The following is a 13,896-nucleotide window of genomic DNA, read 5'->3' as shown; positions in this document are numbered from 1 at the left end:
GTCCCGGATGTTGCTGTCGCCCGCGAACTCCTTGCCTTCGGCATATCACCTTCACCGCTCTCGGCCTGGTATGCCTCAGCCGACAACGCCGGGACCGGCCTGCTGCTTGGCGTCGCGACGGCGCCGACGCGAAACATCGACCTGACCTGCGGCAGGCTCTTCGACGTCATCGACCGCTTCGAAGCTCGCGGGCGCGCTTGAACCCTCCTTTGCCGTCCGAGCCCCTACGACGGCTTCGCAGGGGAACAGGCGGTGGCCCTCACCCACCTCATGGGCGTGATGCGCGCGCCAGTCGATCAACGCTTCCAGGATGGGCCGCATGCTTTGGCCAAGCGGGGTCAGAAGATACTCGACCCCTTGCTCGTGGACGGCGCAGTCTTGTCGCACCAGCATGCCATGCTCCTCGAACGCCCGAAGCTGCTCGATCAAGACTTTCTGCGAAATGCCGGCGATCCGGTTCTGCAAGTCGCAAGTACGTTGAGGCCCCTCCAGCAGCGTGTGCAGGAGCACCGCTTTCCAGCGCCCCGAAAGGATCTTGAGCGCACGTTCCGCGGGCAGGCCGGGCAATCTGTTGATGAGCTTCATAGGCCACCACTTACCAAACGGTGTGTAGATGGTCGCGGCCGCCGGAAAGTGAACCTCCGATCAAATCTGATCGAAGGAAAATGCAATGACAGACTTGTTCGAGCCCCATCTGCTTGGCGGCATCGTTCCGCTCAAGAACCGCATCGCCATGCCGCCGATGACCCGCACCCGGACATCCGAAGGCGACATTCCCAACGCCATGATGGCCACTTACTACGGCCAACGTGCCGGCGCGGGCCTCCCGCGGCTCTCACCGTCATTACGGGTCTGACGAGTGTCGTCCTTCTCTCGAACGCGCTCCGCACTTTACCGGTTGGGACCGGCTACGCTGTGCGGACGGGTATCGGTGCGGCAGGCACCGCAATCATCGGCATCGCACTCTTGAGTGAGTCCGCGTCGCCCCTCAAGATCTTGTCCATCGCACTGATCCTCGCAGGCGTGATCGGGCTAAAGCTCGTCGGAAATGGACAAGCGCTGGACTTGGCACCTTCACGCCCACCCAAGTAATTTCAGCGCAAGGCAGCAGAGATGCGGCATGAACGAATGACCGCTTTCAGGGAGCGGGTAGCGCCGGCTGAATGTCGGCTTTGTCGGCACTGACCGCCAAGCCAAATAAGCTGGGACTTCCTACGGTATCAGGGCGTGATGTCGGGCGCGGGCACGAGAAGTGGCTTGCCCTTTTCCACGATATAGGTCGCGAGTTCCGCGCCATTGGTACTCCCGCGGTTGCGCGCCATATGCGCCACGCCAGCGGGGACGAAGAGAATCTGTCCTGCCTTCAGCGTGACGGGCTGGTGTCCCTCAAGCTGATATTCGAGCGTCCCCTCGATTATGTAGATCACCTCTTCACCAGGATGTCTGTGCCACGGCGCGACAGCGCCGGGGGCAATATCAATCCGCGCCTGAACTGTCTCATGCCCGGCAATCGAGAGATCGTGACGTTGAAGATCCGTGCGCGTGACACCTCCAGGGGAAACCTGCGCTCCAGACGGGGCGGAGAACGTGACAACCGTAGCGGCGAGCAAAGCCTCAATATAGCCCTTCATCACGATGATCCTGAAAGTCGCGCGCCGGATCCCGAGATTGGACGGAAGGCGCATCTCCGGCTTTGATGCGCCTTCCTTTGATGCGTCAGCCTGCAACGGAACGGTGCGGCAATTTCCAGCCCGGCCGGGGAAATGGCAGGTGTAACCGTTCGGAATCCGCTCCAGATAGTCCTGGTGCTCGGGCTCTGCCTCCCCGAAATCGCCAGCTGGGGTCACTTCGGTCACGACCTTGCCCGGCCAGAGCCCCGAAGCCTCGACATCGGCGATAGTATCTTCGGCAACCCGCTTCTGTTCTTCGCTCGTGTAGAAGATGGCCGAGCGATAGCTGGCGCCGATATCGTTGCCCTGCCGGTTGACCGTCGTCGGGTCGTGGATCTGGAAGAAGAACTCCAGCAGAGCGCGGAAACTAGTCTGGTCGGGGTCGAATATGATCTCCAGCGCTTCGGCATGGTTGCCGTGATTCCGGTAGGTCGCGTTGGGCACTTCACCGCCCGAATAGCCGACGCGGGTCGAGATTACGCCGGGCTGCCGGCGGACGAGATCCTGCATGCCCCAGAAGCAGCCCCCGGCGAGGATAGCGCGTTCCTGGTTCATGCCACGTCCTCCACCTGATCGAGATAAGCGCCGTAGCCTTGCGCCTCCATTTCGGCGCGGGGGACGAAGCGGAGCGAGGCCGAGTTGATGCAATAGCGCAGCCCGCCACGATCGGGCGGACCGTCGTCGAAGACATGGCCGAGGTGGCTGTCGCCGCCTGCCGAGCGCACTTCGGTGCGGATCATGCCGTGCGTGTTGTCCTTGAGCTCGCTGACGTTCGCTGGTTCGATCGGCTTGGTAAAGCTCGGCCAGCCGCAGCCCGATCCGTATTTGTCGGATGATGCGAACAACGGTTCTCCGGATACGATATCGACGTAGATACCGGATTCCTTGTTGTTCAGGTATTTACCGGTGCCGGGCCGCTCGGTGCCGCTCTGTTGCGTCACGCGAAACTCTTCGGATGAAAGGGCGGCGACGGCTTCTGTTGTCTTGCGATACTGGGTCATGAATGCCTCCATTGCGCGCGGGTACATATGGTACCTCGCGCATGTCGATGAAAGGTGGGCGCGACACCTGCGGGGAATGCAGGTGCCGCGCCCAAGCTCCGCCCGGCAACGGTCAGACCGAGCAAAGCGAACGGAAGCCTTCCCGGAGATCGTGGACCGGCAGTTCGGGCTGTTCCCAGGAGGCGAAGTGACCGCCCTTCGCCGGCTGGTTGTAGTAGACGAGGCCCGGATATGCCTGCTCGGCCCACGCGCGCGGCGTGCCGTAGATTTCGTCAGTGAAATCGCTCACAGCCACCGGAACCTTGACGCCTTTGGGGCTGAAAAAGCCGGTCTTGTTTTCCCAGTAGAGACGGCCCGACGAGACGCCCGTATTGGTCAGCCAGAACGGCGTGACATTGTCGAGGACATCGTAGGGGTCGCAAGTTCAATCCTTTGCTACGCCCACCATTCGCCAGGCTTGAAAAGGCGCCGCACCCGGGGCGCCTTTTTCGTTTTTATCGGGTACGGCAAGGACATCCGTCCTTGCCTTGCGGCACCCGTCAGGCTGGAAAGGCCCTTACTTACCCTGCCAGTTAGGCTTGCGCTTCTGGGCGAAGGCGGTGGCGCCCTCGCGCGCATCCTCGGAGGTGAAGACGTGGGCGATGTAGGGGCCCTGCTTGGCATTGATCTCCGACACGTCCCAGAGCCAGGAGTCGCGCACGATGCCCTTCGATGCGGCGACCGCCAGCGGGCCGTTCTCGGCAATAGTGCGCGCCAGTTCGCGCGCCGCCTCGATCGCCGGGCCGTCGGTGACGCGATTGACCAGCCCCAGATCATAAGCGCGCTGCGCGGTGATCGGATCGCCGGTCAGCGCAAGTTCCATCGCCAGCGGACGCGGCAGCAGGCGCGGTAGCTGGACCACGCCACCGCCCGCGGCGACGAGGCCGCGCTTCACTTCGGGGACGCCGAACTTGGCGTTGACGTTGGCGACGATGAGGTCGCAGGCCAGCGCCAGTTCCATGCCGCCGGCGAGCGCGAAACCGTCGACCGCGGCGATCACCGGCTTCTTCGGCGTCCAGTCGGTCAGCCCGCCGAAACCGCGCCCCCGGCACGACCGGCATCTCGCCCGAAAGGAAGCCCTTGAGGTCCATGCCCGAGCAGAAGGTGCCGCCCGCGCCGGTCAGGATCGCGCAACGCAGGTCGTTCTCGGCATCGAGCCGGTCCATCGCCGCGGAAATGCCCTCGGCAGCGGCTTTCGACATGGCGTTGCGCGCTTCGGGCCGGTTGATCGTCACCTCGATGACGCCGTCGGCGACGCTGACCAGAACTTCCTCGCTCATCGAATGCTCCTCTCGTGTTTCGTTACCTCGAAGTGGCCCGCACTTGCGCCCCTGTCCAGTCGATATTAGCGCCGCGGTTGGCCTTGCCAGCCGGTTTAGGACGTGTCAGAGGCTCCCCGTTTTCCAATCCCCGGGAGTGTTGAGCGCTATGGCTAAGATCAAGGTGAAGAACCCCGTCGTCGAGATGGACGGCGACGAGATGACGCGGATCATCTGGCAGTGGATCCGCGAGCGGCTGATCCTCCCCTACCTCGACATCGACCTCAAGTATTACGACCTGTCGATCGAGAAGCGCGACGAGACCAACGACCAGATCACCGTCGATCTGGCCAACGCGACCAAGGAATTCGGCGTCGCCGTGAAGTGCGCGACGATCACGCCCGACGAGCAGCGCGTCGAGGAATTCAAGCTCAAGAAAATGTGGAAGTCGCCCAACGGCACGATCCGCAACATCCTGGGCGGCGTCGTCTTCCGCGAGCCGATCGTGATCTCGAACGTGCCCCGCCTGGTGCCCGGCTGGACCGACCCGATCGTCATCGGCCGTCACGCCTTCGGCGACCAGTATCGCGCCACCGACACGCTGATCCCGGGCCCCGGCAAGCTGCGCATGGTGTTCGACGGCGCCGACGGCAAGACGATCGACCTCGAGGTATTCGACTTCCCGACCTCCGGCGTCGCGATGACGATGTACAACCTCGACGATTCGATCCGCGACTTCGCCCGCGCCTCGATGAACTATTCGCTCAACCTCGGCTGGCCGCTGTACCTGTCGACCAAGAACACGATCATGAAGGCCTATGACGGCCGCTTCAAGGATCTGTTCGAAGAGGTGTTCAACGCCGAGTTCAAGGCCAAGTTCGACGCTGCCGGCATCACCTACGAGCACCGCCTGATCGACGACATGGTCGCCTCGGCGCTCAAGTGGTCGGGCAAGTTCGTCTGGGCCTGCAAGAACTACGACGGCGACGTCCAGTCGGACACCGTCGCCCAGGGCTTCGGCTCGCTGGGCCTGATGACCTCGGTGCTGCTCTCGCCCGACGGCAAGACCGTCGAGGCCGAAGCCGCCCACGGCACGGTCACCCGCCACTACCGCATGCACCAGCAGGGCAAGTCGACCTCGACCAACCCGATCGCCTCGATCTTCGCCTGGACGCGCGGCCTGATGTACCGCGGCAAGTTCGACGACACCCCCGACGTGGTGAAGTTCGCCGAGACGATCGAGCGCGTCTGCATCGAGACCGTCGAAGCCGGCAAGATGACCAAGGATCTCGCGCTGCTGATCGGTCCCGACCAGAACTGGCTGACGACCGAGGGCTTCTTCGAGGAAATCGTCAAGGGCCTCGACGCCGAAATGGCGAAGTGGAACTAAGCCTCACGCCCCTTTCGGGCTGAACAGAAAACCCTCTCCCCCGCCGGGGAGAGGGTTTTTCTTTGTGTGCATCAGGCCTTCGGCGCGGTCAGATGCTCGCGCCGGAAGCCCAGGCCGATTGCACGCGCCGGCAGGCGCTGCAGCACGGCGAAACGGTTCAAGAGCTTGAGGAAGGCCGGCGGCTCGCTGCGCTGCTCGGGCTCGCCCGAGATCAGCGGCCGCAGCAGCGATTCGTGCGCGGCGCGCTGGCCGGCCTGGATCACGCGCGTGGGCAGCAGGCGCCGGTCCTGGACGCGGTGCAGGTCATCGTCAGCATTGGCATGGCCCGCAGAGGTCAGCGGCTCGGCCAGCAGGTTCGCGGTCGCCACGGCATCCTGGATCGCCAGGTTGATGCCGACACCGCCGACCGGGCTCATCGCATGGGCCGCGTCGCCGATCGCCAGCAGGCCCGGCCGATGCCAGCGCGTCAGCCGGTCGAGCGAGACCGACAGCAGCTTTACGGCGGAGAAATCGGGCAAGGCGCTCTCCAGGTTCTCCAGTTGCGGCGCCGAGGCGCGCACTTCGGCGCGGAACGCCTCGATCCCGCGCTCGCGAATGGCCTCGGCGCTGCCCTTGGTGATCACATAGGCGCATTGCCAGTAGTCGCCGCGGTCGATCTGGACGATCATGTGGTTGCCGCGAATGGCACCGCGCACCGCGTGGCCCTGTTTAGGCTTGGGCACCGCGAACCAGAACACGTCGATCGGCGCGCCGAGGTCTTCGACCGGGAGCAATTGCTGCCCCCGCACCAGCAGATCGCGCCCGTCGCAGGCGAGCACGAGCTTGCCCGCGCGCAGGTCCTCGCCCGGCGCCACGGTTACTCCGACGATCCGGCCGGCTTCCTCGATGAAGCCAGTGACCGGGGCCGTCATGCGCAGCTGAAACGCAGGGAAAGCCGCCGCCTCGTCGCGCAGGAAATCGAGGAAATCCCACTGCGGCATCATCGCGATGAACGGTGCAGGCGTCGGCAGGTGGCTGAGGTCGGCGACCTTGAACAGCCGCCCTTCCCACGAAATCTCGGCGCCATTCAGCCGGTGGTGCGGCCGGGCCAGGAAACGATCGAGCATGCCGAGCTCGGACAGCAGCTCCATCGTCGAGGGGTGCACCGTGTCGCCGCGGAAATCGCGGAAGAAATCCGCGTGCTTCTCCAGGACCAGCGTGGAAATGCCCGAACGGGCGAGCAGCATGCCCGCCATCATGCCCGCCGGCCCGCCGCCGACAATGATGACGTCGGGGATCACATCGGGCTTTTTGTCTGCCTGTGTCATGCTGCCTCCGTGACAATTCGGCGCATCATGCCATAATGCCGGACAATGGCAGGCTCAGAACTTTATTCGCCCGTACTTTCCGACGCACTTGTCATTTTGGGGGCCGCTGGGATCGTCATCCCGCTGTTCGCGCGCTTCCGGATCACGCCGATCATCGGGTTCATCTTCGTCGGCCTGCTGGTCGGCCCCTACGGCCTCGGCGCGCATGTCCGCGACTATCCGTGGCTGGTCCATTTCACCATCACCGATCCACAAGGATTGGGGCCTTTCGCCGAGTTCGGCATCATCCTGCTGCTGTTCACGATCGGGCTAGAGCTGTCGTTCAACCGCCTCTGGCAGATGCGCAAGCAGGTGTTCGGGGTCGGCGCGCTCGAACTGATCGTCTGTGGCGTGGCGCTCGCCATCGGCCTCGTCGCAACGGGCGAAACGCCCACCGGCGCGCTGGCACTGGGCCTGGCGCTCGCCATGTCCTCGACCGCGCTGGTCCTGAAGATCGCCGACAGCGGCACGCCGGTCGGCAAGGCGGCGCTCGCCATGCTGCTGTTCGAGGACATCGCGCTCGTCCCGATCATCTTCCTGCTCGGCGCGCTCGCCCCGGCGGCGGGCGGCGGCATCGGCGACCTGCTGCACACCCTGCTGCTGGGGCTGGCGATGATCCTCGGGCTGCTCGTCTTCGGGCGCTTCCTGCTGCCGCCGCTGTTCGCCCAGGCGGCACGGACCAAGAGCCCCGAGGTGTTCCTCGCCGCCAGCCTGCTCGTGGTGATCGTCGCCGCGCTGGCGACCGCGGGGGTCGGACTATCCCCCCATTGTCGGCGCGCTGATCGCAGGCCTGCTCATCGCCGAGACCGAATATCACACCGAGGTCGAAGCGATCACCGCGCCGTTCCAGGGCCTCGCCCTAGGTATCTTCCTGATCACCATCGGCATGTCGATCGACCTCGAAGCCGTGTGGGACGACCTCGGCCCGATCCTGCTCGCGACGGCCGCCGTGCTGCTGCTCAAGGCGGTGGTCACAGCGCTGCTGCTGCGCGTGATGGGCGCCCGCCGCGGCACTTCGACGGAGGCCGGCATCCTGATGTCGAGTCCGTCGGAAACCACGCTGATCGTTCTGACCGCCGCGCTTTCGGCCCAGCTGATTTCGCCCGAGACGGGACGGTTCTGGCAGACGGTCACCGCGCTCGGCATGATGGTCACCCCGCTGCTGGCGCTCGCGGGTCGCAGGCTGGCGCGCTCGGTTGACGTCGATGCCGCGGCGATGCAGCAGCCCGACGTGGCCGAGCGCCATGCGATCATCGTCGGCTTCGGCCGCGTCGGCCGGCTCGTCGCCGACATGCTCGCCAGTCACAAGCAGCCCTATGTCGCGGTCGATTCGGATGCGGACCTGATCCGCGACGGGCAGCGCGAGGGCTACAGCGCCGTGTTCGGCGATGCCTCGCGCGCCGACGCGCTCGAACGGCTGGGCGCAGACAATGCGACCGCGATCATCTTTACGATGGACGAGCCGGTCGCGATCCAGCGGCTCGTCAAGAAGCTGCGCAGGCGCTACCCCGTCCTGCCGCTGATCGCCCGTGCGCGCGACGCCAGCCACGCCGCCCAGCTCTACCGCGCCGGCGCCAGCCATGCCGTGCCCGAGACGCTCGAAGCCTCGCTGCAGCTTTCCGAAGCCGTGCTCGTCGACCTCGGCGTGGCGATGGGCCCGGTGATCGCCTCGATCCACGAGAAGCGCGACGAACTGCGCGCGCAGATCATGGAAGAAGGCGAACTGGTCGAGAAGCCGAAGCTCAAGAGCACCTCGCTCAGCGAACGGCTGGCGTAGTCGCCTATTCCTTGCCGCTCTTGGCGACGGCGATCCCGAAAAGCTTGGTTGCACGGCGCAGGCGCTGGGGCTTGCCGTTCGGGTCGATGTTCTCACCGCCTTGATAGGTCGAGAAGTTTAGTCCCGTTCCCCCAGGCCAGACGACGAAGCGGATTTCGACCGGCACGTCGCCCTGCGCGCCAGTGAAAATCTCGGTGTAGTGAAGGACAAAGCCGCTGTCGCCGCGGGTAACCTCGGTGACATGGGTTTCGTTGCACCAGCCCTCGCAATTGGCGAGCTCGGCCATGTGCCGCCCCGCTTCCTCGTAGAACCGCACCTCGAGACCGATCAGATCGCCGGTTTCGTGGCTCGTTCGCACATTGCTGAAAAGTCCGATCGGCCAAGACAGCGGCGCCTTGGCCAATGCAGTACCGGGGGCTAGCGATACGAGCATAGCGAGAAGCCAGCCCCGCGCGCATTAACCTACAAGCACCGCCTTCACCGCCGCGATCGCCTCGGCCGCCTTGGCGCCGTCGGGACCGCCGCCCTGGGCCATGTCGGGTCGGCCGCCGCCGCCCTCTGCCGCCGAGCGCTTCGACGCCAGCGCGGACCAGGTCGACCGCGCTGACCTTGCCGGTCAGGTCCTCGGTCACCGCCGCCGCGATGCTGGCCTTGCCTTCGTTGACCACGACGATCGCGGCCACACCCGAGCCCATGCGCTGCTTCTCCTGATCGAGCAGGCCGCGCAGTTCCTTGGCGTCGAGTCCGTCGATGACCTGGCCGGAGAACTTGACCCCGCCGACTTCCTCGTCGGCCGCCTCGGCTTTCGCCCCGCCGCCACCGAGCGCCAGCGCCTTCTTCGCTTCGGCCAGTTCGCGTTCCATCTTGCGGCGCTCGTCAAGCAGCGCGGCGACGCGCGCCTCGACGTCTTCGGGCGTGGTGCGCAGCAGGCTCGCGGTGCCCTTGAGCGCGTCCTCGCGGCCGACCAGCCACTTGCGCGCGCCCTCACCCGTCAGCGCCTCGATCCGGCGCACGCCCGAGCTGACCGCGCTCTCGCTGATCACGCGGAACACGCCGATGTCGCCCGTGGCGGCAACGTGGGTGCCGCCGCAGAGCTCGACCGAATAGTTATGGCCGCTGTCCTGCCAGTTGGTCCGCCCCATCGACAGCACGCGAACCTCGTCGCCGTACTTCTCGCCGAACAGCGCCATGGCGCCGGCGTTGATCGCGTCCTCGGGCGTCATCAGCCGCGTGGTGACGGGTTCGTTGTGGCGGATCTCCGCGTTCACTTCGGCTTCGATCGCAGCGATGTCCCCGGCGGTCAGCGCGGCGGGATGCGAGAAGTCGAAGCGCAGCCGGTCGGCGGCGACGAGCGAGCCCTTCTGCGTGACATGACCGCCGAGGCGGCCGCGCAGCGCGGCGTGCAGCAGGTGCGTCGCCGAATGGTTGGCGCGGATCGCGTCGCGGCGCTCGAGATCGGCTTCGAGGTGGACGGTGTCGCCGGTGCGGATCGTGCCGCTCTCGACCTTGGCGTGATGCGCGTGGAGCCGGCCGAGCGGCTTCGCGGTATCGGACACGGTGAGCTTCAGTCCGTCACCGCCGCTGATCACGCCGGTATCGCCGCTCTGGCCGCCGCTCTCGCCGTAGAACGGCGTCTGGTTGGTCAGGACGATGACCTCGTCGCCGGCCTGGGCCGCATCGACTTCGGCGCCGTTCTTGACCAGCGCCACGACACCGCCTTCGCCGCTCGTCGCGGTGTAGCCGGTAAATTCGGTCGCGCCTTCGCGCTCGGCGATGTCGAACCAGACCTCGCCCGCCGCTGCGTCGCCCGAGCCCTTCCAGGCCGCGCGTGCCGCTGCCTTCTGCTGCGCCATCGCAGCATCAAAGCCCTGCTGTCGACGCCGATGCCGCGGGCACGCAGCGCGTCCTCGGTCAGGTCGTAGGGGAAGCCGAAGGTGTCGTAGAGCCGGGCGGTGTCGCCGGGCAGGCTGTCGCCCTTCGCCCAAGCTTTGCGTCGCCTCGTCGAGCAGGCGCAGGCCGTTGGTCAAGGTGCGGCGGAACTGGACTTCCTCGCGCTGCGGCATTTCCTCGATCAGCGGCTGTGCACGGCCGAGCTCGGGATAGGCCTGGCCCATCTCGGCGATCAGCGCGGGCACCAGGCGGTGCATCAGCGGATCCTTGGCGCCGAGCAGGTGCGCGTGGCGCATGGCGCGGCGCATGATCCGGCGCAGCACGTAACCGCGGCCCTCGTTCGAAGGCAGCACGCCGTCGGCGAGCAGGAACGAGGTCGAGCGCAGGTGGTCGGCGATGACGCGGTGACTGGCCTGGGTATCGCCCTCGGCCTTGACCCCGGTCAGGCTCTCCGAAGCCGCGATCAGCGCCTTGAAGGTGTCGGTGTCGTAGTTGTCGTGCACGCCCTGCATGACCGCGGAGATGCGCTCCAGCCCCATGCCGGTGTCGATCGACGGCTTGGGCAGCGGAATGCGATCCCCGCCCGACTGCTGGTCGAACTGCATGAACACGGATTCCAGATCTCGATGAAGCGATCGCCGTCCTCCTCGGGCGATCCCGGGGGCCGCCCCAGGTGTGATCGCCGTGGTCGAAGAAGATTTCCGAGCAGGGTCCGCAGGGGCCGGTGTCGCCCATCGACCAGAAGTTGTCCGAGGTGGCGATGCGGATGATCCGCTCCTCAGGCAGGCCGGCGATCTTGCGCCAGAGGTCGAAGGCCTCGTCGTCGGTGTGATAGACCGTGGCGGTCAGCTTGTCCGCCGGCAGGCCCCATTCCTTGGTCAGCAGGGTCCAGGCGTGGGTGATCGCCTGTTCCTTGGGAAATAGTCGCCGAAGGAGAAATTCCCCAACATCTCGAAGAAGGTATGGTGCCGCGCGGTATAGCCGACGTTGTCGAGATCGTTGTGCTTGCCGCCCGCCCGCACGCACTTCTGCGACGAGGCCGCCCGCGGCACGCCGCGCGCTTCGAGGCCGGTGAAGACGTTCTTGAACGGGACCATGCCCGCGTTGACGAACATCAAGGTCGGGTCGTTGTACGGCACACCAGCGGTGCGGACGGCACGGCCTCGTGGCCGTTGGCCGCGAAATAGTCGAGGAAGGACCGGCGGATTTCCGTTGGTCGAGCTCATAGACGCGCCGATAAGCGACGCGCGGGCGTGCGACAAGCAGGAAGCGGGGCTCAGTGCGTCCTGGAACCGTGAATCTTGAACAGATTCCGTTCGGGTTGCGTGGTTTCCACGCGGGTCACCACGCCGAGCGCGCTCGGCAGGCTGCGCAGGCGCAGCGGCAGGGCCATCCATTCGAGCTCGCCGTCGAAGGCGCCTTCGATCCAGCCCTGCCCGTCGATCACGACTTCGGCCGCGCTTGCGCACTCTGCGAAGTCGCGCTCGGGCCGGGCCAGGCCGACCAGTGCGCGCAGGGCGAAAGCGACCAGCTTGTGCGGTCCCTGCGCGGCCACGGCGAAGATCGAGAGCTGGCCATCGTCCATCGCCTCGCGCTCGCCGAGGCGCCCTGGATCGATCGAATACTGGTTGTTGCCGACGAAGGCAGCGGCGTGGCCACCGTGCGCGGCTCGCCGTCGAGGTCGAGCGTGAACTGCTGCGCGCGCATATGGCGCAGCACGTGCCAGGTCGCCAGGATCGAATTCAGCCACCTGGGCCCGTTCTGCTGGTCGCCTGGCGCACGAACCGCGTGTAGATGCCGAACGAGGCATTGTTGACGAACACCCGCTCGCCCGCCGCGCCGAGATCGATGCGCCGGCGCTGGCCGCCGACCGCCACTGCCACCGCAGCGTCGAGTTCGAGCGGGATCTCTAGCTGGCGCGCCAAGGTGGTTGCGCGTGCCCAGCGGCAGGATCGCGAGAGCGGTAGGGGTATTGGCCAGCACGGTCGCGGCGCAGCCTGGCGTACCGTCGCCGCCGCCCACTACCACGCGCGGCTTGCCGCGGTGGCGCGCCACGGCTTCGGCCATCCCGGCCCCGTCGACCAGCTCGAGTTCGATCTCCTGGCCGGCCGCGGCAAAGGCTTGTTCCACCGTCTCACGCAGCGATTCGCCAAGCGCCGCGGCGGGTGCCGCCGGCATGGTTGATCAGCACTGGAAGCGGGCTCGCCATGACAATCGCCACAATGCGCCGCGAGGCGGCTCTGTTCCTCGCGCCGGAACCTAGGAAAGTAGGAAGACAGGCCGCCCGGCACAGCAAGATTCCACTTGCGACTCATCGCATAGAGGCACAGCATCCCCATCCCGTCTTGCGCGTCTGAGCGCAAAACAGCGCCAGCGCGCCTTCACAAAGAGAGGAGGCGACGATGGGCAACGTCACACATAAAGGTTCCGCCAACGGCGGCAGTTTCTGCCCGTGCTCCCCTGACACGCGCCATAGCGCTGGTGGGGCCGGCGGGCACAGGGAAAGACCAGCCTCGCCGAGGCGCTGCTCTTCGCCAGCGGCGCGATCAACCGACAAGGCAGCGTCGAGGCCGGAACCACGGTCGGCGATGCCAGCCCCGAGGCGCGGGCCCGCCGCGGTTCGACCGAAATCAACCTCATGCATCTCGATTACCTGGGCGACCACTTCGCCCTGATCGACATGCCCGGCGGCACCGGCTTCGCCGCCGACGGCCTCGCCGCGCTGCAGTCCGCTGACATGGCACTCGTCGTGATCGACCCCGCGCCCGAGCGCGCGGCGCTGGCCGAACCGATGCTGCGCCGGCTCGACGAACTGGGCGTGCCGCATGCCATCTTCGTCAACAAGATCGAGAACGCCCGCGCGGGCGCAATCCGCGACCTGATCGCCGAACTGCAGCCGATGAGCGGCGAGCCGCTGGCGCTGCGCCAGATTCCCGTTCGCGAGGGCGAGCACGTCACCGGCTATGTCGATCTCGCGATGGAGCGCGCCGCCTACCGCTACCGGCCGGGCAAAGAGATCGGAACGAATCGAAATCCCCGGCGAACTGCTCGAGCGCGAGCGCGAGGAGCGCGGCCATCTGCTCGAGACGCTGGCCGATTTCGACGACGCGCTGCTCGAGACCTTGCTGATGGACGAAACGCCCGATCCGTCACTGGTCATGGCCGACCTCGCGATCGATACGGCGACGGGCAAGGTCGTGCCCACGTGCTGCTCGGCTCGGCGGCGCTGACCGGCGGCGGCGTGCACCGGCTGCTCGAGCTTCTGCGCCGGAAGTGCCCAGGCCCGAGATCGCCGCGATCCGGCTCGGCGTCGAGAACAGCACGCGCTGCACGTGTTCAAGATCGCCAACGGCGGCGCCATGAGCCGGCTCGCGCTCGGCCGCGTGCTCGGTGCAGGATCCCACGAGGGGCGACGAGTTGATCGTCGGCGACAGATCGGCACGCACCGGCTCGCTGTTCGTGCTCGAGGGCGACAAGACCGCCAAGCAGGCCGCGGCCGCCTCGGGCGACGTCGTCGCGGTGGC

13 protein-coding genes and 6 pseudogenes are annotated in these 13,896 nt (G+C 66.3%); 5 read left to right on the top strand and 14 right to left on the bottom strand.

Annotated elements, in window-relative coordinates; all coding sequences use genetic code 11:
- Nucleotides 1-75: 75 nt before the first annotated feature.
- Nucleotides 76-585, bottom strand: coding sequence for a helix-turn-helix domain-containing protein (locus KRR38_RS00075; protein ID WP_217397413.1), 510 nt, complete (start codon nucleotides 583-585; stop codon nucleotides 76-78).
- A gap of 85 nt (nucleotides 586-670) precedes the next feature.
- On the opposite strand from KRR38_RS00075, the gene KRR38_RS00070 reads away from it, so the two are divergent.
- Nucleotides 671-856 (top strand): hypothetical protein, encoded by a 186-nt coding sequence (locus KRR38_RS00070; RefSeq protein ID WP_217397410.1) that lies wholly within the window; start codon nucleotides 671-673, stop codon nucleotides 854-856.
- Nucleotides 844-1,092 (top strand): DMT family transporter, encoded by a 249-nt coding sequence (locus tag KRR38_RS37615; protein WP_375293447.1) that lies wholly within the window; start codon nucleotides 844-846, stop codon nucleotides 1,090-1,092. The genes KRR38_RS00070 and KRR38_RS37615 overlap by 13 nt, the downstream gene beginning before the upstream one ends.
- Before the next feature lie 128 nt (nucleotides 1,093-1,220).
- Here KRR38_RS37615 and KRR38_RS00065 read toward each other — a convergent pair whose 3' ends face one another.
- The 5 genes and pseudogenes from KRR38_RS00065 to KRR38_RS00045 all read right to left on the bottom strand — a co-directional run bounded on the left by KRR38_RS00065 (nucleotide 1,221) and on the right by KRR38_RS00045 (nucleotide 3,990).
- A complete protein-coding gene (locus KRR38_RS00065) occupies nucleotides 1,221-1,631 on the bottom strand; it encodes a cupin domain-containing protein (protein WP_217397408.1) in 411 nt (136 codons plus the stop codon).
- A gap of 85 nt (nucleotides 1,632-1,716) precedes the next feature.
- Nucleotides 1,717-2,225, bottom strand: a pseudogene (msrA, locus tag KRR38_RS00060) (peptide-methionine (S)-S-oxide reductase MsrA).
- A complete protein-coding gene (msrB, locus tag KRR38_RS00055) occupies nucleotides 2,222-2,671 on the bottom strand; it encodes a peptide-methionine (R)-S-oxide reductase MsrB (RefSeq protein WP_217397399.1) in 450 nt (149 codons plus the stop codon). Before msrB ends, msrA begins: the two are co-directional and overlap by 4 nt.
- A gap of 112 nt (nucleotides 2,672-2,783) precedes the next feature.
- Nucleotides 2,784-2,960, bottom strand: coding sequence for a hypothetical protein (locus KRR38_RS00050; protein WP_217397397.1), 177 nt, complete (start codon nucleotides 2,958-2,960; stop codon nucleotides 2,784-2,786).
- Nucleotides 2,961-3,227: 267 nt separating this feature from the next.
- A pseudogene (locus KRR38_RS00045) lies at nucleotides 3,228-3,990 on the bottom strand (crotonase/enoyl-CoA hydratase family protein).
- 148 nt (nucleotides 3,991-4,138) lie between these two features.
- Here KRR38_RS00045 and KRR38_RS00040 point away from each other — a divergent pair.
- Nucleotides 4,139-5,359 carry an NADP-dependent isocitrate dehydrogenase gene (locus KRR38_RS00040; RefSeq protein ID WP_217397395.1) on the top strand — a complete coding sequence of 407 codons (1,221 nt, stop codon included), beginning with the start codon at nucleotides 4,139-4,141 and terminating at the stop codon, nucleotides 5,357-5,359.
- A 71-nt stretch (nucleotides 5,360-5,430) separates the two neighbouring features.
- Here KRR38_RS00040 and KRR38_RS00035 read toward each other — a convergent pair whose 3' ends face one another.
- Nucleotides 5,431-6,666: an FAD-dependent oxidoreductase gene (locus KRR38_RS00035; RefSeq protein WP_217397394.1), complete on the bottom strand. Its 1,236-nt coding sequence runs from the start codon at nucleotides 6,664-6,666 to the stop codon at nucleotides 5,431-5,433.
- 45 nt (nucleotides 6,667-6,711) lie between these two features.
- Here KRR38_RS00035 and KRR38_RS00030 point away from each other — a divergent pair.
- Nucleotides 6,712-8,482, top strand: a pseudogene (locus tag KRR38_RS00030) (cation:proton antiporter).
- Nucleotides 8,483-8,939: 457 nt separating this feature from the next.
- On the opposite strand, the gene KRR38_RS37610 reads toward KRR38_RS00030, so the two are convergent.
- The 7 genes and pseudogenes from KRR38_RS37610 to KRR38_RS37605 all read right to left on the bottom strand — a co-directional run.
- On the bottom strand, nucleotides 8,940-9,017 hold the full coding sequence (locus KRR38_RS37610; RefSeq protein ID WP_375293446.1) for a hypothetical protein: 78 nt from the start codon (nucleotides 9,015-9,017) through the stop codon (nucleotides 8,940-8,942).
- A 67-nt stretch (nucleotides 9,018-9,084) separates the two neighbouring features.
- Nucleotides 9,085-10,977 (bottom strand): annotated as a pseudogene (gene alaS, locus KRR38_RS00020) (alanine--tRNA ligase); the annotation flags it as partial.
- 103 nt (nucleotides 10,978-11,080) lie between these two features.
- Nucleotides 11,081-11,236, bottom strand: a pseudogene (locus KRR38_RS35695) (alanine--tRNA ligase-related protein); the annotation flags it as partial.
- Between the two features lie 14 nt (nucleotides 11,237-11,250).
- Nucleotides 11,251-11,598, bottom strand: a complete 348-nt coding sequence (locus KRR38_RS35690) for an alanine--tRNA ligase-related protein (RefSeq protein ID WP_254514569.1) — start codon at nucleotides 11,596-11,598, stop codon at nucleotides 11,251-11,253.
- A 50-nt stretch (nucleotides 11,599-11,648) separates the two neighbouring features.
- Nucleotides 11,649-12,122 carry a hypothetical protein gene (locus KRR38_RS35685; protein WP_254514568.1) on the bottom strand — a complete coding sequence of 158 codons (474 nt, stop codon included), beginning with the start codon at nucleotides 12,120-12,122 and terminating at the stop codon, nucleotides 11,649-11,651.
- Nucleotides 12,115-12,297 (bottom strand): hypothetical protein, encoded by a 183-nt coding sequence (locus KRR38_RS35680; RefSeq protein WP_254514567.1) that lies wholly within the window; start codon nucleotides 12,295-12,297, stop codon nucleotides 12,115-12,117. Before KRR38_RS35680 ends, KRR38_RS35685 begins: the two co-directional genes overlap by 8 nt.
- A 58-nt stretch (nucleotides 12,298-12,355) precedes the next feature.
- A pseudogene (locus KRR38_RS37605) lies at nucleotides 12,356-12,550 on the bottom strand (diacylglycerol kinase family protein); the annotation flags it as partial.
- 346 nt (nucleotides 12,551-12,896) lie between these two features.
- Here KRR38_RS37605 and KRR38_RS37600 point away from each other — a divergent pair.
- The gene (locus KRR38_RS37600; RefSeq protein WP_217407047.1) at nucleotides 12,897-13,793 is read left to right on the top strand and encodes a GTP-binding protein; all 897 of its coding nucleotides are present in this window, start codon (nucleotides 12,897-12,899) and stop codon (nucleotides 13,791-13,793) included.
- Nucleotides 13,794-13,896: the final 103 nt, after the last annotated feature.

It is taken from the genome of Novosphingobium sp. G106 (genome assembly GCF_019075875.1).
Classification (GTDB): domain Bacteria; phylum Pseudomonadota; class Alphaproteobacteria; order Sphingomonadales; family Sphingomonadaceae; genus Novosphingobium.
This window is presented reverse-complemented; position numbering and strand designations above follow the sequence as displayed.

Excerpts from the sequence above, each read along its gene's own strand:
- KRR38_RS00075 (WP_217397413.1), bottom strand. The coding sequence starts at position 585 with ATGAAGCTCATCAACAGATTGCCCGGCCTGCCCGCGGAACGTGCGCTC.
- KRR38_RS00070 (WP_217397410.1), top strand. The coding sequence starts at position 671 with ATGACAGACTTGTTCGAGCCCCATCTGCTTGGCGGCATCGTTCCGCTC.
- KRR38_RS00065 (WP_217397408.1), bottom strand. The coding sequence starts at position 1,631 with ATGAAGGGCTATATTGAGGCTTTGCTCGCCGCTACGGTTGTCACGTTC.
- msrB (WP_217397399.1), bottom strand. The coding sequence starts at position 2,671 with ATGACCCAGTATCGCAAGACAACAGAAGCCGTCGCCGCCCTTTCATCC.
- KRR38_RS00040 (WP_217397395.1), top strand. The coding sequence starts at position 4,139 with ATGGCTAAGATCAAGGTGAAGAACCCCGTCGTCGAGATGGACGGCGAC.
- KRR38_RS00035 (WP_217397394.1), bottom strand. The coding sequence starts at position 6,666 with ATGACACAGGCAGACAAAAAGCCCGATGTGATCCCCGACGTCATCATT.
- KRR38_RS37610 (WP_375293446.1), bottom strand. The coding sequence starts at position 9,017 with ATGGCCCAGGGCGGCGGTCCCGACGGCGCCAAGGCGGCCGAGGCGATC.
- KRR38_RS35690 (WP_254514569.1), bottom strand. The coding sequence starts at position 11,598 with ATGAGCTCGACCAACGGAAATCCGCCGGTCCTTCCTCGACTATTTCGC.